The following is a 16,091-nucleotide window of genomic DNA, read 5'->3' on the forward strand; positions in this document are numbered from 1 at the left end:
GACATCTTACCCTCTCACCCTCCCACGCCTGGCGGCGCGGGCCCCTCCCTCTCTCTATGAGAGAGGGGTTCCATGCGCGGCCTCAAACCCCCTTCGGGCACTTCGCCCCCGTGTCGATCCACGCCTTGATCAGCTCGCCGAACTGAGCCTGGGTTCCGGGCGCCGGGACGCGGCCCGCGCCGGGGTTCCAGGCCCAGCCGACCAGGTGGTCCTGGGCCATGTGGTCGTGCAGCTGCGCCATCGTCTTGCCGCCGTTGGTCGCCGGGTTCTTGATCTGGGCGCAGATCGCCGCCAGCGACTTGCCCTGCCAGGCCATCTCGGCCGGAGCCAGGGCCCATTTGGGATCGCCGGGGATGCTCTTGATGTCCTGGCCCCAGGTCGGGACGTTCTTTGCCTTATGGCACGAGAAACACGGCAGGCCGGCCGGGCCGTGACCGCTGTCGCCGGCCACCATCGGCGGATTGTGCGGATGCAAATCATCGCCTTGCGTCGGCGCGCGTTCCACCGGGTGACAGTTCAGGCAGCGCGGGCTCTGGATCACCTTGCCCGCTTCCTGGAACAGGGCGACCGAGCGGGCGCCCGGATCCTTGATCGACTGGAAGCTGGCGGCGGTCTTCAGCGTGACGGGCGCGGGCTTGGCCGCCGTTTCGGGCGCGGTCTGGGCGCCCGCGACAACGGCGCCGGCCAGCGCGACGGCCCCGGCAAGCATCACAACGGTAGCAGCGCGCATGAGCGTTCTCTCCGGAAGGTCCGGACTCGAACGCCCCAGCTTACCCTTGAGTTTCCTGGGCCAGGAACCGGCCGATCCACTGCGCCATCCGCACGCGGTCGTTCTGGGCGCTGAGGCTGGCGATCGCCGCGTCGGCCTGCTCGTCGGTGAAGCGGGTGCCGCGCCGCGCCTCGATCAGCGCCTTGGCGTAGGCCGGCGTGAACTCCGGGTGGAACTGCATCGAGATCGCCTTGGCGTCGTCGTACGCCAGAATGCCATAGGGCGTGAAGGCGCTGCCGCCCAGCACCCGCGCGCCCGGCGGCAGGGCGGTCACCTGGTCCTGGTGCGAGCCCGGCACGGCGACATGGGCCGCATCGTCCATCCACGGTTCGTGCGCCGAGACCTCATAGGCCTGCAGGCCCACGCCCCAGCCCTTGCCGGACTTCTCGGCCTTGCCGCCGAACGCCTCGGCCATGATCTGGTGGCCGAAGCACACCCCGACCAGCGGCTGCTGGCCCTTGGCCTGGCGTAAGAACGCTTTGAGCGGCTCGATCCACGGCAGCGGGTCATAGACCCCGGCCGCCGAGCCGGTGATGACATAGGCGTCGTTCTCGGCCGGATCGGCCGGCAGCTGACCCGCCTCGACGTCATAGACCTGATAGCTGTGCCCATCGCCCAGCAGCGCCTCGAACATCGCCGAATAGCTGCCGTAGGTCTCCGCCAGGTCGCCCGGCGGATGGCCGGTCTGAAGCAGGCCGATCTTCATCAGTACACCATCCCCTGAGCCACCGCTTTCAGGCGCTCGATGGCGCTGAACTTGTCCTCGATGAAGTCCTGGTCGATCCACCAGATCTCGATCTCGCGCATCACCTCGCCGACCATCGGGCCCTTGGGCACGCCGGCCTTCATGATCTCGTCGCCCGACAGCGGGAAGGTCGGCGGGGTCCAGGTCTCGGCCAGGGCCAGCAGCGCCCGCCATTGCGGCGCGGTGGAGTCGCGGCCCGAGCCCGCCCAGGCCAGCTTGACCCGGTCGCAGAAGGCGCGCACGCCCAGGCCGTAGACGGCGCGGCGGGCCTCGCGCGGGCTCATCCACGAGACGACGCGCGGGCTCTTGCCCACGGCGTCGACGATGCGGTCGCGGACATTGTTGGGCAGGCGCAGGCGCTCGGCCAGCTGCTCGGCGACCTTGGGATCGTCCGGGATCAGCGACGCCAGGCGCAGGTCGGGATCATTCTCGAACAACTGCTCGGTCTCGATGGCGACCAGGGCCTCGAAGCGGGCCAGCGACTTCACCGAAGGCAGGATCGAGCCCAGCACCGCCGTGGCGGCCATCAGGCGGAAGGCCGGGCGCGGATCTTCCGCGGCCAGCATCTTCATCAGCTCCTTCTGGGTGCGCTCGGCGGCGCGGCCCGAGACCATGCCCTTCAGCGCCTTGCAGGCGGCCAGGGCCTTCTGGTCGGCCTCGCCCTTGCCGTACCAGGCCTGGAAGCGGAAGAAGCGCAGGATGCGCAGATAGTCCTCGCGGATGCGGGTCATCGGGTCGCCGACAAACACCACCCGCCCCTCGCGCGCATCGGCGATGCCATGGCCGGTCGGGTCGTACAGATGACCCTCGACATCGGCATAGATGGCGTTGAAGCGGAAGTCGCGCCGCTCGGCGTCTTGGCCCCAGTCCTGGGTGAAGGCCACCACCGCCCGGCGGCCGTCGGTCGAGACGTCCTTGCGCAGGGTGGTGATCTCATAGGGCTGGCCGCCCGACAGCGCCGTGATCGTGCCGTGGTCGACGCCGGTCGGGATGGCGCGCAGGCCGGCCTGCTCCAGGGCGTCGATGACCAGGTCTGGCGTCAGGGTCGTGGCGATGTCGATGTCGTCGACCGGCTTGCCCATGATCGTGTTGCGCACGCAGCCGCCGACGAAGCGCGCGCAGCCCGGATAGCCGCGCGCCTCCAGGGCGGCGATCACCGCCTTCGTCTCCGGCGAGATCATCCACGGCGCGGGGCCGATCGTTTCAGTGCTCACGCCTGTTCCCACTCATGCGTTGCGCCCTTCAAGGGGCGACATTGTTAGGCCAGGAGGCCCTCATTTCACCAGCCGTCAAACACCCTGTTCAGAGGGGGTGACGACCGCTTTCGTCGTAAAGCGCCTCGTACAGCGACCGAAGCATGCCCGCTGTCGCGCCCCAGATGAACCGATCGTTCCACGGCATGGCGTAAAAGTGACGGCGCGCGCCGTCCGGCGCCTCGCGGTGCTGGCGCTGGTGGTTGGCCGGATCCATCAGGAATTCGAACGGCGTCTCGAAGACGTCGGCCACTTCTTCCGGACTGGGGGTGAATGTCGCCTTCGGATCGACGAAACCCACCACTGGCGTGACGTAGAAGCCGGTCACCGTCTGATAGCCGTGCAGCAGGCCGGCCAGGGTCACGCGCGCCGGGTCCAGCGCCACCTCTTCCTGGGCCTCGCGCAGGGCCGTCTCCCAGGGCAGCTCGCCGGGATCGCAGCGACCGCCAGGGAAGGCGATCTGGCCGGTGTGGCTGCGCAGGGTGTCGGCGCGACGGGTCAGCAGGACCGTCAGCCCGTCCTCGTGCTCAACCAGGCCCACCAGTACGGCGGCGGGACGCAGGGCGTGCGGATTGTCGACCTTCAGGCCGGGATTGAGGTCGTAGTCGGACCTCTGGGGGTTGGCCAGGCTGGGATCATAGTCCGCGATCGGATGCAGGCGGCTGGTGATCCAGGCCCGGCGCTCATCTCGGGTCATGCCGGCGCCGATCCGGGAGGCGCGATCGGGAAGACGGCGCCGTTCGAGGTCACGCTCCAGGTGTCGCCGTCCAGGACCGCCATCTCGGCCAGCTCATAGAATACGGGGCGGGCGATCAGGGCCTCGAGCCCTCGACGGACGTGGACATAGGGACGCGGCTCACCGGTCGTGGCGTCGATCTCGACACGGATGGGATTGTCGGGGCCGGCCTCGACCTCGTCGCCGACATTGGTCTGGAAGACCAGCGCGTCGCCCACACGGTCGACCCGCGTGGCGATGAATGGCGCGTCCTCGACCGTGATCTTCATCTTCTCGACCGGCGTGACGAGGTGATAGCCGTCCGGATCCAGGCGCAGCACGGTCGAGAACAGTCGCACCAGGGCCTCGCGGCCGATCGGCGTGCCTTCGTGGAACCACACCCCGTCCTTGCGGATGCGGATGTCGATCTCGCCGCAGTGGGGCGGGTTCCACAGATGCACCGGCGGCAGGCCGCGCGCGCCGGCGGCCTTCGCGGCCGCGGCGACACCTTCCAAGCCAGGCTTCGGTGTGTCGGTCATCGCTGATCAGTTAGGCCGTACCGGCCCGGCACTCAAGCGCGCGGATCGATCGAAACGAGGCCCGACAGACCCTCGTCTCCACCCTTCCGTAACGGCAACAAGAGCACGCGGCGCTGGTCCACGGGGCCGGGCATGACGACGCCGGCGGTGTGGGCGTTGGTGAAGCCGACGCGGCCGAAATAGGGACCGTCGCCGACCAGCAGCACGGCGCGCCAACCGGCGGCGCGGGCGGCCTCGACGGCGCTCTCGACCAGGGCCTGGCCCAGGCCCGCGCTGCGCTCGTCGGGATCGACGGCCAGCGGACCCAGGAAGGCGACCGGCTCCCCGCCGATCGTCACCGGCCACATGCGGCAGCAGCCGACGGGCGCGCCATCGCGGATGGCCACGAACGAGCAGTCGCTCAGCAGGGTGTTGCCCTCGCGCAGGCGCTCGGACGACTTGGCGAAGCGGCCGGGGCCGAAGACCCGGTCGATCAGGTGGGTGACAGCGGCTTCCATCGCCGGGGTCTCATGGACCAGCGGCGGATACGGAGCGGTAGGAAGAGTCTTTTGAACGGAGGTCATCGGCCTTCGGGAAATGCGAAAGGGCGTCGGGGGCTCCCGACGCGAAGGCGCGACCGGGAGGGCGTCAGATCGTGGCGCGTTCGCGCTGAATTCGTCGCAGGCGTCGCATGCCTGAAAACCTCCAAAAGATGCGCGCGCTGTAGGGCCAAGGCTTTCTCAGGTCAATAACGTTGCGGTGCGACAGCTTCGCCCTATGTTGCGGGCCGATGTCCGAGCTCACCCCCACCGCCGCCGACACCTCTACCCGCGCCCTGTTGCGGGAGCGTGACTTCCTCCTGTTCTGGGTGGCGCGCTTCGTCTCCACCCTGGGGGTGCAGATCCAGTCGGTGGCCCTGGGCTGGCAGGTCTACGCCATCGCGCGCCTGACCCACTCGGTCGGCGAGTCGGCCTTCATGGTCTCGATGATCGGCCTGGCGCAGTTCGTGCCGCTGTTCCTGCTGACCTTGGTCGCGGGCGAGAACGCCGACCGCCGGACCCGCAAGCTGATCGTCGCCACGACCCTGGCCCTGGACGCCGTCAGCGCCACCGTGCTGATGGTCCTGGCCCTGATGGGCTCGCACCAGCTGTGGCCGATCTTCGCCATCTCGGTGCTGTTCGGGGCCAGCCGCGCCTTCCTGTCGCCCGCCAGCAGCGCCATGGGGCCGATGCTGGTGCCGCGCCCGCTGCTGCCGCGCGCCATCGCCTGGAACTCTCTGTCCTGGCAAAGCGGCTCGATCATGGGCCCCGCCCTGGGCGGCCTGCTGCTAGTCCACTCGCCGGCCCTGGCCTTCGGGACCTCGCTGGTCCTGTACCTGGCCGCCGCCCTGCTGGCCCTGTCGATCCGCAAGAACACCAAGCCTGAAGCCCAGCCCGGCTCGCGCGTCGAGCTGATCAAGGAGGGCCTGGCCTATGTCTGGAACAACAAGATCGTCTTCGGCTCGATCTCGCTCGATCTGTTCGCGGTGATCCTGGGCGGGGCCACGGCCCTGCTGCCGGTGTTCGCCAAGGACGTGCTGCACATCGGTCCCGGCGGCTTTGGCCTGCTGCGCGCCGCGCCGGCCATCGGCGCCTCGCTGGTCGGGGTTTACCTGGCCAGCCAGCCGATCCGTCGCCACGCCGGCCGGATCATGTTCGCGGGCGTCGCGGTCTTCGGCCTGGCCACGGTGGTGTTTGGCCTCTCCAAGCTGGTCTGGCTGTCGGTGGCCGCCCTGGCCGTGCTGGGCGGAGCCGACATGCTCAGCGTCTATGTCCGCCAGACCCTGGTCCAGATCGTCACCCCCGACGCCATGCGCGGCCGCGTCGCCGCCGTCTCGGGCGTGTTCATCAGCGCCTCCAACGAGCTGGGCGAGGTCGAGAGCGGCGCGGCGGCCTGGCTGCTGGGGCCCATCGGGGCGGCGGTGTTCGGCGGCGTCGGGGCCATGGCGGTCACCGCCGCCTGGGCCTGGCTGTTCCCCGACCTGCGCAAGGCCGACCGGCTGGAGTAGCTAGACGCCCGCCAGCTTGCGGATCCCCTCGCCCGTCAGCCGGCGGATCAGCCACTCGTCCATCGTGGCCGCCCCCAGGCTGTCATAGAAGGCGATCGACGGTGCGTTCCAGTCCAGCACCGACCACTCGAAGCGCCCCAGGCCCTCCTCGACGCAGCGCTTGGCCAGGTTGACCAGCAGCGCCTTGCCCGCCCCCGAGCCCCGCGCCGAAGGCCGCACGAACAGGTCCTCCAGCCAGATCCCGTGCCGGCCGACGAAGGTCGAATAGTTGTAGAACCACAGCGAGAACCCGACCGGCTGCCCGTCCAGCTCGGCGATATCGGCAAAGGCGCGAGGGTTCTCGCCGAACAGCGCAGCGGCGGTGTCGCCTTGCGTCGCCGTCACCGTGTCGAGCAGCTTTTCATAGTCCGCCAGATCGAGGATGAACTGGTGGATCAGAGCTGCATCAGCGGGCGTAGCGGTACGGACGGAAACAGGCATGGCGGTCTCTTCGGACTATCGGGACTTCGTTCTGGAGCAGCTGGCCCCGCTGGGCCACATCACCTCGCGCCGCATGTTCGGCGGAGTCGGCGTCTATGCGAACGGCCTGTTCTTCGCGCTGATCGACGACGACACCCTGTACCTCAAGGGCGACGAGACCCTGAGGGGCGCGTTCGAGGCCGCCGGCTCGCAGATCTTCGACCCGTTCGGCGACGGCAAGACCCTGAACTACTGGACCGCCCCGGCCGAGGCCCTAGACGACCAGGAGTTCCTGTTGGAGTGGTCGAGGAAGTCGCTGGAAGTGGCGGTCCGGAAATCGGCGGGGAAGAAGCGCTAATCTCCGCGGAAAGTTTGCCTTCCTAGGCCTTGTGCCTAGGACCCATGGCGCGGCTGGGTTCCGTGCTTCCGGCGATCCGCCGACGACGTAGACGCGCACCCGCTTGTTCAGCTGTTCCGGAACGATGGGTCCTAGGCACAAGGCCTAGGAAGGCATGAATAGGTAGACCAGGGGTTTTGCGGGCGCCCGCTTGGATCCCCGTTTTCACTGGGATAGTCGGGTTTGGCCTCACCCGATCTTCACCCCCGGCGGCGGCTCGCTGCTCTCCGGCACGAAGAAGTCCGGCATCAGGGTGGCGGCCGGATCGACCTTGTACTGATCGAAGTCGCGCACGCCCTCGCCATACAGGAACGTGTCGTCGATCAGGAACTGGCCCGTCAGCTCGCGCGAGGGCTTGTTGAAGATCGCATAGGCCGCGTCGGCCATGATCTCGGGCGTGCGGCAGTGGCGCAGGCCCTCTTCGCCGGTCAGGGCGAACTGGATGGCGGCGGTGGCGATGCCGGTGCGCGGCCACAGGGCGTTGAAGGCGACGCCGTCGGCGCGGAATTCCTCGGACATGCCGAGAACGCACATCGACATGCCGAACTTGGCCATGGTGTAGGCCACGTGCGAGCCGAACCAGCGCGGCGACATGTCCAGCGGCGGCGACAGCATCAGCACGTGCGGATTGGCCGACTTCTTCAGGTACGGGATGCAGGTCTTGGAGGTCAGGAACGTGCCGCGCGTATTGATCTGGTGCATCAGGTCGTAGCGCTTCATGTCGGTCGACAGCGTGCCGGTCAGCGAGATGGCCGAGGCGTTGTTGACGCAGATATCGATGCCGCCGAACTGGGCGGCGGCTTTGTCCACCGCCTCCTGGACATTGGCTTCATCCCGGACGTCGACCACCAGCGGCAGGGCCTGGCCGCCGGCCGCCTCGATCTCCTTGGCGGCGGTGTAGATGGTGCCCGGCAGCTTGGGATGCGCCTGCGCCGTCTTGGCGGCGATGACGATATTGGCCCCGTCGCGGGCGGCGCGAAGGGCGATGGCCAGGCCGATGCCACGCGAGGCGCCGGTGACGAAGAGGGTCTTGCCCTGCAAGCTCATGCGGATTGCTCCCGGGTACGGATCAGGTCGATGCCGGCGACGATGAAGCCGACGATGAAGCTCATCTTGGCCACGTGCGCGATCGGACCGTGATCCTTCAGGGCCAGGCCCGCAAGGCCGATAACGAGGGCGGCGATCCAGAGCGCGGCGGGCGCCCGGAACACCTTGGCCCGCAACAGGTCGACGGCCCACAGCACCATGCCGATCGACCAGACGCTGGAGGCGATCATGTACGAGGCCTCGCCGAAGATCTTGGCCGACGCGGTCCGCACCAGCATCACGCCCAGCAGGCCCAGCACGAAGCCGACCAGGCCCAGCACGCTCGCGCTCCGCCGGCTCGCCGACCACACGCCCAGCATGCCGATCATCAGCAGCAGATCGATGAGCACGTAGACCAGGTGCGGCTGCGGCTCGACCAGGCGCGGATAGATCAGGAACGGCGCGACGATATCGATGGCCGACCCGACGATCGTGGCGGCGCCGGCCAGGCGCAGAATGGTGCGCTGCTCCATCAGGCGCCGGCTCCGACGGTCTTCACCGACAGGTCCCACAGGCGGTCCGCCGACTCGGGATCCAGGGCATGGGGCATGACGCCGTTCCAGGGCCGCTCCTGGCTCCACGGGACCGCCTGGTTGCAGTCCTCGAGATAGAGCCCGCCGACGCCCTCCAGCTCACTGCCCACCGCCGCCCAGACGCTGGTCGCCGCGCCCTGCTCGGTGGTCTTGAAGCCCTCGCGCGGCTTGTCGTTCTCGTCCAGCCAGCCCATGGCCCGCTGCTCCTCGATCGACATATGCCGCTGCAGCGGGGTCATGATGCCGCCAGGCATGACGGCGTTGGCATTGACGCCCTGGTCCTTGAACCGCTGGTCGAAGCCGACCGCGAACAGGCTGTTGGCGGTCTTGGCCTGGCCGTAGGCCTCCCACTTGTCGTAGTCGCGATGCTCGTAGTTCGGGTCGTCGAAATTCACCCCAGCGCGGCGATGGCCGATCGACGACAGCGACACCAGCCGCGAGCGTTTGCCGGACGCCTTGGCGCCGGCGACCAGGTTCGGGGCCAGCAGCACCGACAGCAGGAAGTGGCCCAGATGGTTCGTGCCGAACTGCATCTCGAAGCCGTCGGCCGTGCGCATCAGCGGACTGGCCATGACGCCGGCGTTGTTGATCAACAGGTCGATGGGCCGGTCGCCCCAGCGATGGGCGAAGTGGCGGATGGACGCCAGGCTGGCCAGATCGACCATGCCGAAGCTGGCGCGCTTGAGGCCAGCCTCTTCGTTGATGGCGTTGGCGACCTCTTCGCCGAGGTCGGGCTTGCGGGCGGCGATGATCACCTCCGCCCCGGCCAGGGCCAGGGCCCGCGCCGTCTCGACGCCGATGCCGGTGGCCGCGCCGGTGACGATGGCCACGCGGCCTGAGAGGTCATGGCCCGCGACCACCTCGCGCGCCGTCGATTTCGCCCCGAAGGGCGAGGTGATCCGCTCCGCCATGTCGATCCTCCCAGATCGTTTTCGTTGTTCTGGTGAGACTAGAGCGGATCTAGGTTCAGCAAAATCACTCCCCTTCACCGATCGTCCCCGCGAAAGCGGGGATCCAAGCTGGATTTCAGGACGGGATGAGGCCGAACCATGACCCGCCGCCTCGGCTTGGGTCCCCGCTTTCGCGGGGAAGATCGGGTGGGGGTTGATTCAAAGCTGAATGTCGAGATTTCCCTACCCCACCTTACTGAAATCCGGCGGCCGGCGCTCCATGAAGGCCATGAAGGCTTCACGCGCTTCAGCGGTCTTGAGGCGTTCGCCAAACAGCGCGCCTTCGGTGTCCATCAGTTCGGCGATCTTCTCGGCGTCGCGCATCAGGCGCTTGGTCGTGGTCAGGGCGCCCAGCGGACGCGTGGCCAGCTGGTCGGCGGCGGCGCGGGCGCGGGCCCGCAGGTCGCCGAGCTCGGCCGAGCCGTTGGCGATCCCCCAGGCCACGGCGGTGCCGCCGTCGATCGCCTCGCCCAAAGCGAACATGGCGTAGGCGCGGGCATGGCCGATGCGGGCCGGCAGCAGCCAGCTGGACGCGGCTTCCGGCACCAGCGCCAGGTTGACGAACGGCACGGTCAGGCGCGCGTCGGGCGTGACATAGACGAGGTCGCAGTGCAGCAGCATGGTCGTGCCTACGCCCACGGCCTGGCCATGGACGGCGGCGACCAGCGGCCGGGTGGCGTTGGCCAGGGCCTTCAGGAAGCGGATCACATGCCGCTCGCCGGTGAAGGCGCCGGTGGCCTGGCTGGCGAAGTCCTGCAGGTCGTTGCCGGCGGTGAAGCTGTCACCGTCGGCCTGGAAGACCACGACGCGCACGGCCGGATCCTTCTCGGCGGCCTCCAGGCTGTCGGCCAGCACGCCGTACATGTCGTTCGACAAGGCGTTCTTCTTTTCCGGACGCGCCAGGGTCAGCGTCATCACGCCGGCGTCGATCTCGACTTTGACATGCTCGGTCATAGTCATTCTCCCTTGGGGAACTTGGTCTGGAGGCTGGAGAGCCAGCGCGCGACGACGCCGATCTCCTCGTCCGTGAAGCCTTCGGTCAGGTGGGCGTTGATGCCGTCGAGCCCGGCCTTGGCGGCCTCGCGGGCGGCGCGGCCCTTGTCGGTCAGATGCAGGCGCATGGCGCGGCCGTCCTTGGGATCGGCGCGACGCTCGACCAATTCGGCCTTGGTCATGCGGTCGATCAGGCCGGTCATGGCCGAGGGGGCCAGGTCCAAGGCGTCGGCGGCCTCGCCGATCAGCGCCCCGTCCTGCTCGCCCAGGAAGAACAGCACCCCTGACTGCGCCGCCGTCAGCCCGCCCTTGGCCGCCATCTTGCCTTCGATCCAGCGCTGCACGCGCCGATGGCCGGCGTTGAGCAGGAAGATCAGGCGGCGGTCGGCGGGCACGGGCATGATCGCGAGCTTATATTTCGCACGCGAAGTGTCAAACGTCTGTTTTTAGGCGGCGCTAGAAATCGCCGAGTACCAGGCGACGCCCTGCTCATCGAGTTCGCGGCGGATCTTGCCCCGCCCGATCAGGCAGTTCAGGTGCGCCAGCGCCTCGCCCGTGGCCATGCCCAAGAGGTCCGGCCCGATCGGCCGCGCGAACAGGGCGCCGAAGGTGTCGACCACCCGCTTGGGCTCGGCCAGCTTCTTCTCCAGCCGCGCCAGGCCCCGCTCGTGACCCGAGATCAGGCCGTCGATACGGGTGTGCAGGCCCTCGAACGGATCGTTGTGAGCCGGCAGCACGATGACCTCGTCGGGCACCGCCGCCTTGACCTTGGCCAAGGACCGCAGCCAGTCGCTCAAGGGATCGGCGTCGGGCTCGGTCGGGAACACCGAGACGTTGGACGAGATGCGCGGCAGCACCTGGTCGCCCGAGATCAGCACGTTTAGCTCGGGACACCACAGGCAGGCGTGGTCGGGCGAGTGCCCCTGCCCCGTCACCACCCGCCAGGTCTTGCCGCCGATGTCGAAATCCTCGCCGTCCGACAGCCGGCGATAGCTGTCGGGCAGGGCGTAGATCGCCTTGCCGAAGCCGCCGAAGCGGGCCTTGTAGTTCTCGATGGCGTCCTCGTCCCAGCCGGCGGCGTGGAAGAACTTCACCCCGTCCTCGGGCGCCTCGCGGCCGGTGTCGGCCACCAGCATCCGGCACTGGAAATATTCCAGCCGGGTCATCCAGAGCCGGCAGTCGAACTTGCGGGTCATCCAGCCGGCCAGGCCGATGTGGTCGGGATGCAGGTGGGTGACGATCACCCGCGTGATCGGCTTGCCGCCCAGGGCGCCCGTGAAGGCGCTGCGCCAAGCCTGGCTAGTCTCCTTGGTCTGGACGCCCGTGTCGACCACCGCCCAGCCCTCGCCATCGGCAATGGCCCAGACATTGATGAACTGCAGCGAACCGCCCAGCGGCATGCGCAGCCACAGCACGCCCGGCGCGACCTCGACCGCCTGGCCCGAGCCCTGCTCCGGCACGGTCTCGAACGGATAGACCAGGCGACCGGTTTTCTTCGGTTCCTGAGTCTCTTCCGTCGCTGCGTCCTCGAATCCGTCGCGCATTCCGTCCTCCCGCGCGCCGTTCAACCGGCGCTTGTCCTTGATCCAACCCATTTTTTGCCCGCCAGGGCAGTCATGATCGCGCCTATGTCGGACGGTATCTTGACCCCCGATACAAGCACGCGCTTATGTCCGCGCGAGGAATCCACCCAGGAGATGTTTCCCATGAAGCGTTTCGCGATCGGCCTGACGGCCGCCCTCGCGGTCGCCATTCTGACCCCTGCTGTCGTCATTTCGGCGCAGAAGGAAGAGAAGGGCAAGCCCGCCGCTATCGACGCCAAGGCGCGTGAAGCGGGCATGAAGGACGCCCCGGCCCTGATCCAGGCCAGCGGCGCGGGCTGCACGGTTTCGGACGCCCGCTTCATCGGCGAGGACAAGAAGGCCGGCAGCAAGTATTACGAAGTCGCCTGTAACGAAGGCATGGGCTTCGCGATGATCGCGAAGAAGGACGCCGCGCCGCAGGTCTACACCTGCCTGGAATCGAGCCAACCGGGTCCGGACGGCAAGGTCGGCGGCCTGGCCTGCATGCTGCCCGGCAACGCCAACCCCGGCGCGGGCCTGGCCCCGTTCGTCCAGAAGGGCGGCGCGACCTGCGACATCGAAAACACCCGCGCCATCGGCTCGGGCACCAAGAACTCGTACTTCGAAGTCGCCTGTAAGGGCGGCGCCGGCTACATCGTCCAGACGACCGCCCCGATGAATATCAGCGGCGAAGTCGTGGTGAACAGCTGCCTGCTGTACGAAGAAGGCGGCAATGTCAGCTGCAAGCTCACCAACCGTGAGACCCAGCTGAACGTCGTCAACACGCTGAACACCGCCGCGGCGGCCGCGGGCACGACCTGCGCCGTCAAGGACAAGCGTTACGTCCTCAGCACCAAGACCGACAACTATTTCGAAGTCTCGTGCCAGGACGGCAAGGGCTACATGTACCAGCAGACCGCGGCGAACGGCGCCTTCAACCGCGCCATCCCCTGCGCTCAGGCCGCCTTTGTCGGCGGCGGCTGCACCATGACCGACATGGTCGCGGCCCAGACCGAAGCCAACGCCCTCTACACCAAGCTGGCGAAGGGCGCGGGCTTCGCCTGCGACGTCGAGAAGTACGGCATGCTGCCCTCGACCGACCCCAAGAAGGAAATCGTCGAGCTGAAGTGCAAGGGCAGCGACGTCGGCGGCATCGGCGTGTTCACCGCCAGCGGCGGCACGGTCTATGACTGCCTGACGGCCGAGTTCAACGGCTTCCGCTGCTCCTTCTCCAAGAAGGACACCCAGTTCGCTCGCCTGAGCCAGGACCTGGTCGGCTTCAACAAGGCCTCGTGCAAGGTCTCGGACGCCCGCGTGATCGGCTCGACCGAAACCGAAGGCTTCGTCGAAGTGGCCTGCTCGGACGGCCTGCCGGGCTGGGTGCTGGGCTATCCGATCGGTGTCGCCAAGCCGGCCGCCAAGGAGTTCCTCTCCTGCGTCCAGGCCAAGGGCATCGGCGGCGGCTGCAAGCTGCCGACCAACAAGGTCAAGAGCTGATCCCAGCTTTGAGACTTGAATGAAGAGGCCCGCCCGGAGCGATCCGGGCGGGCTTTCTTTTTGGCCCGTCCACCCGCTAGGCTCACGTCATGCTCCGCGCCCTGACCCTCGCCTTCGCCCTGCTCGCATCCGCTGCTCAAGCGGGTGAGCGCTACGTCTCGATGGGCAGCTCCTATGCCGCCGGCCTGGGCGTCGCGCCCTACCAGGAGGGCGCGCCAGCCCGCTGCGCGCGGTCGACGCGGAACTATGCCAACCAGCTGGCGGCCAGGCGGGGTCTGACTCTGGTCGATGTCGGCTGTAGCGGCGCCAGGACCTCGGCGATCCTCCAGCCCTGGGGCGAGCTGCCGGCCCAGATCGACGCGGTGACCGCCGACACGGCCCTGGTCACGGTCACCATCGGCGGTAACGATATCGGCCTGGTCGGCGGGCTCTATGGCGCCTCGTGCCGCCAGCTGGGCGAGGCCAATTGCGCGCCGGCGACGACGCCGAGCGAAGCGGACTATGCCGCCCTGAAGACGGCCATGACCGGCATGGTCGCGGCGATCCGCCAGCGGGCGCCGAAAGCCCGGATCGTGCTGGTCGAATATCCGACCATCCTGCCGCCCAAGGGATCCTGCGCCGCCACGCCGCTGAGCGATGCGGACGCCGACGCCGCCCGCGCCAAGGCCGCGCGGCTGCTGGCCATCACGCGGGAAGCGGCGACCGCCAGCGACGCCTGGGTGATCACCACCTCGGAATTCAGCCGCAACCACGACGCCTGCGCGGCCGAGCCTTGGATGAACGGCTACCCGGCTCCCGGCGCCGCGCCCTACCACCCCAACCTGGCGGCCATGACCGCCATCGCCGAGGCGCTGGACGCCGCGCTGCGCTAGAGCGCGATAGCCGAAAGTGGATGCCGGTTTCGGCGGCTATCGCGCGACCAACAAAGACTAGAGCGCGGCCTCGATCAGGCGTGGACCGGGCGTGGCCATGGCGCGGGCGAAGGCGTCGTCGAAGGCTTCGGCGGTGCTGGCCCGCTCGGCTGCCATGCCCATGCCCTGGGCCATCTGCACCCAGTCGATGCGGGGATCGCCCAGGTCCAGCAGCCGCGAGGCGGCCGGGCCAGGATTGCCGGCCCCGGTGCGGCCCAGCTCGATGCCCAGGATCCGATAGGCGTGGTTAGCGAAGACCACGACCGTGACGTCCAGCTGCTCGCGGACGATCGTCCACAGGCCCTGCACCGTGTACATGCCCGCCCCGTCGCCGGTCAGGGCTAGCACCTTGCGGTCGGGACAGGCCACGGCCGCGCCGATGGCCAGCGGGATGCCCTGCCCGATCGCCCCGCCCGTCAACGACAGCCAGTCGTGGGCGCGGGCGGCCTTGGTCTGGGTGAAGATTGGCAAGCCGGCGGTGACCGCGTCGTCCGAGATCACCGCGTCGGTCGGCATATGCTTGGCGATCGACGCGCCGATGGCCCAGGCGTCGAAGCGGCCGGCCGGCGCTTCGGGCGCGGCATAGGCCTCGACCGGACCAGATGCCGGCGCGCCGACCGCGTCGGCCAGGGCGGTCAGCGCCGCCTCAGCATCGACCTCGCGCCCGCACAGGGTCTCGACCGAGCAGCCTTCCGGCACGAGCACGCTGGGCCGGTCGGGATAGGCGAAGAACGCCACCGGCCGGGCGGTCGAGACCAGGATCATCAGGTCGACGCCATCCAGGTCCTTCAGGGCCTGCTCGGCGAAATAGGGCAGCTTGTCGGGGCGGAAACGGCCCTCGCCACGCGCCTGGCGGGCGGTGAAGGTGTCGGTCAGCACCCGCACGCCATGGGCGGCCAGGCGCCCGGCGGCGGCCAAAGCGGCCTCGCCACAGGCGCCTGAGCCCAGCAGCAGCACCGGCCTCTTGGCGAAGGACAGCGCCTGGGCCACCGCCCGCACGGCCGCCTGCTCGGGCCTGGCGAAAGCGGGCGGCGTCACCACCGGCCCCTTCACGGTCGCCGGGTTCCAGGCCGCGTCGGCGGGCAAAACCAGGCACGCATTGCCGCCGGGCGTCCCGTAGCTGGCGACGATCGCTTCGGCGGTCAGCGGCCCGACGCTGTCGGCGCTCTCGGCCGACTTGACCCAGACCGAGTTCGGCGCGGCCAGGGCGGCGATGTCGCTGTTCAGCGGCGCATCGAAGCCCCGGTGATAGGTGGCGTGGTCGCCGATGACGTTGACGACCGGTGTGTACGCGCGACGGGCGTTGTGCAGGTTGGCCGCGCCGTTGGCGTAGCCCGGTCCCAGGTGCAGCAGGGTGCAGGCGGGCTTGCCGGCCATGCGGCCATAGCCGTCGGCGGCCCCGGTCGCCACGCCTTCGAACAGGCACAGCACGCTGCGCATGCGCGGCTCACGGTCCAGGGCCGAGACGAACTGCATCTCGCTGGTGCCCGGATTGGCGAAGCAGGCGGTGACCCCGTTGTCGGCCAGGGTGGTGATCAGGGCGTCCGCGCCGTTCATGCTGTCCTCCGCTTTTATGCCTCCTGTCTCCGACATTTCGGCATTGGTCTCAACACGATTGCGCCGGAGCGGGCAGCTGTCGCAGTGTGCGGGCAAAAT

19 protein-coding genes are annotated in these 16,091 nt (G+C 68.7%); 4 read left to right on the forward strand and 15 right to left on the reverse strand.

Annotated elements, in window-relative coordinates:
- Positions 1-82 precede the first annotated feature (82 nt).
- From J7528_RS18800 to J7528_RS18830, 7 genes are all read right to left on the reverse strand, one after another.
- Positions 83-730: an Isoquinoline 1-oxidoreductase subunit gene (locus tag J7528_RS18800; RefSeq protein ID WP_291877526.1), complete on the reverse strand. Its 648-nt coding sequence runs from the start codon at positions 728-730 to the stop codon at positions 83-85.
- Between the two features lie 40 nt (positions 731-770).
- On the reverse strand, positions 771-1,475 hold the full coding sequence (locus tag J7528_RS18805) for a type 1 glutamine amidotransferase (protein ID WP_291877529.1): 705 nt from the start codon (positions 1,473-1,475) through the stop codon (positions 771-773).
- The gene (locus J7528_RS18810; RefSeq protein ID WP_291877531.1) at positions 1,475-2,728 is read right to left on the reverse strand and encodes a CCA tRNA nucleotidyltransferase; all 1,254 of its coding nucleotides are present in this window, start codon (positions 2,726-2,728) and stop codon (positions 1,475-1,477) included. Before J7528_RS18810 ends, J7528_RS18805 begins: the two co-directional genes overlap by 1 nt.
- 88 nt (positions 2,729-2,816) lie before the next feature.
- Positions 2,817-3,464, reverse strand: coding sequence for a CoA pyrophosphatase (locus J7528_RS18815; RefSeq protein WP_291877534.1), 648 nt, complete (start codon positions 3,462-3,464; stop codon positions 2,817-2,819).
- Positions 3,461-4,021 (reverse strand): DUF1285 domain-containing protein, encoded by a 561-nt coding sequence (locus J7528_RS18820; protein ID WP_291877536.1) that lies wholly within the window; start codon positions 4,019-4,021, stop codon positions 3,461-3,463. Before J7528_RS18820 ends, J7528_RS18815 begins: the two co-directional genes overlap by 4 nt.
- A 32-nt stretch (positions 4,022-4,053) precedes the next feature.
- The gene (locus J7528_RS18825; RefSeq protein WP_291877539.1) at positions 4,054-4,584 is read right to left on the reverse strand and encodes an N-acetyltransferase; all 531 of its coding nucleotides are present in this window, start codon (positions 4,582-4,584) and stop codon (positions 4,054-4,056) included.
- A 64-nt stretch (positions 4,585-4,648) separates the two neighbouring features.
- A complete protein-coding gene (locus J7528_RS18830; protein ID WP_223395942.1) occupies positions 4,649-4,693 on the reverse strand; it encodes a hypothetical protein in 45 nt (14 codons plus the stop codon).
- A 97-nt stretch (positions 4,694-4,790) separates the two neighbouring features.
- On the opposite strand from J7528_RS18830, the gene J7528_RS18835 reads away from it, so the two are divergent.
- Positions 4,791-6,047, forward strand: coding sequence for an MFS transporter (locus J7528_RS18835; protein WP_291877541.1), 1,257 nt, complete (start codon positions 4,791-4,793; stop codon positions 6,045-6,047).
- Here the strand turns inward: J7528_RS18835 and J7528_RS18840 are convergent, their stop codons facing one another.
- Entirely contained in the window at positions 6,048-6,527 is a 480-nt protein-coding gene (locus J7528_RS18840) for a GNAT family N-acetyltransferase (RefSeq protein ID WP_291877544.1), read from the reverse strand.
- Here J7528_RS18840 and J7528_RS18845 point away from each other — a divergent pair.
- Complete coding sequence (locus J7528_RS18845; protein WP_291877547.1) at positions 6,526-6,864, forward strand: TfoX/Sxy family protein; 339 nt, start codon at positions 6,526-6,528, stop codon at positions 6,862-6,864. The genes J7528_RS18840 and J7528_RS18845 overlap by 2 nt on opposite strands.
- A gap of 228 nt (positions 6,865-7,092) precedes the next feature.
- Here J7528_RS18845 and J7528_RS18850 read toward each other — a convergent pair whose 3' ends face one another.
- From J7528_RS18850 to J7528_RS18875, 6 genes are all read right to left on the reverse strand, one after another.
- Positions 7,093-7,950, reverse strand: coding sequence for an NAD(P)-dependent oxidoreductase (locus J7528_RS18850; RefSeq protein ID WP_291877550.1), 858 nt, complete (start codon positions 7,948-7,950; stop codon positions 7,093-7,095).
- Positions 7,947-8,462 (reverse strand): hypothetical protein, encoded by a 516-nt coding sequence (locus tag J7528_RS18855; protein WP_291877551.1) that lies wholly within the window; start codon positions 8,460-8,462, stop codon positions 7,947-7,949. Before J7528_RS18855 ends, J7528_RS18850 begins: the two co-directional genes overlap by 4 nt.
- The gene (locus J7528_RS18860; protein WP_291877553.1) at positions 8,462-9,433 is read right to left on the reverse strand and encodes an SDR family NAD(P)-dependent oxidoreductase; all 972 of its coding nucleotides are present in this window, start codon (positions 9,431-9,433) and stop codon (positions 8,462-8,464) included. The genes J7528_RS18855 and J7528_RS18860 overlap by 1 nt, the downstream gene beginning before the upstream one ends.
- A 222-nt stretch (positions 9,434-9,655) precedes the next feature.
- Complete coding sequence (locus tag J7528_RS18865; RefSeq protein WP_291877555.1) at positions 9,656-10,426, reverse strand: enoyl-CoA hydratase; 771 nt, start codon at positions 10,424-10,426, stop codon at positions 9,656-9,658.
- Between the two features lie 2 nt (positions 10,427-10,428).
- The gene (locus J7528_RS18870) at positions 10,429-10,866 is read right to left on the reverse strand and encodes a MarR family transcriptional regulator (protein WP_291877558.1); all 438 of its coding nucleotides are present in this window, start codon (positions 10,864-10,866) and stop codon (positions 10,429-10,431) included.
- Positions 10,867-10,911: 45 nt separating this feature from the next.
- Complete coding sequence (locus tag J7528_RS18875) at positions 10,912-12,009, reverse strand: MBL fold metallo-hydrolase (RefSeq protein WP_291877560.1); 1,098 nt, start codon at positions 12,007-12,009, stop codon at positions 10,912-10,914.
- 153 nt (positions 12,010-12,162) lie between these two features.
- On the opposite strand from J7528_RS18875, the gene J7528_RS18880 reads away from it, so the two are divergent.
- Positions 12,163-13,524 carry a hypothetical protein gene (locus J7528_RS18880; protein WP_291877562.1) on the forward strand — a complete coding sequence of 454 codons (1,362 nt, stop codon included), beginning with the start codon at positions 12,163-12,165 and terminating at the stop codon, positions 13,522-13,524.
- An 89-nt stretch (positions 13,525-13,613) separates the two neighbouring features.
- On the forward strand, positions 13,614-14,396 hold the full coding sequence (locus tag J7528_RS18885; protein ID WP_291877565.1) for an SGNH/GDSL hydrolase family protein: 783 nt from the start codon (positions 13,614-13,616) through the stop codon (positions 14,394-14,396).
- A 57-nt stretch (positions 14,397-14,453) separates the two neighbouring features.
- On the opposite strand, the gene J7528_RS18890 is transcribed toward J7528_RS18885, so the two are convergent.
- Positions 14,454-15,992: an acetolactate synthase large subunit gene (locus J7528_RS18890; RefSeq protein ID WP_291877568.1), complete on the reverse strand. Its 1,539-nt coding sequence runs from the start codon at positions 15,990-15,992 to the stop codon at positions 14,454-14,456.
- Positions 15,993-16,091: the final 99 nt, after the last annotated feature.

Source organism: Caulobacter sp., assembly GCF_017744445.1.
In the GTDB taxonomy this organism is placed as follows: domain Bacteria; phylum Pseudomonadota; class Alphaproteobacteria; order Caulobacterales; family Caulobacteraceae; genus Caulobacter.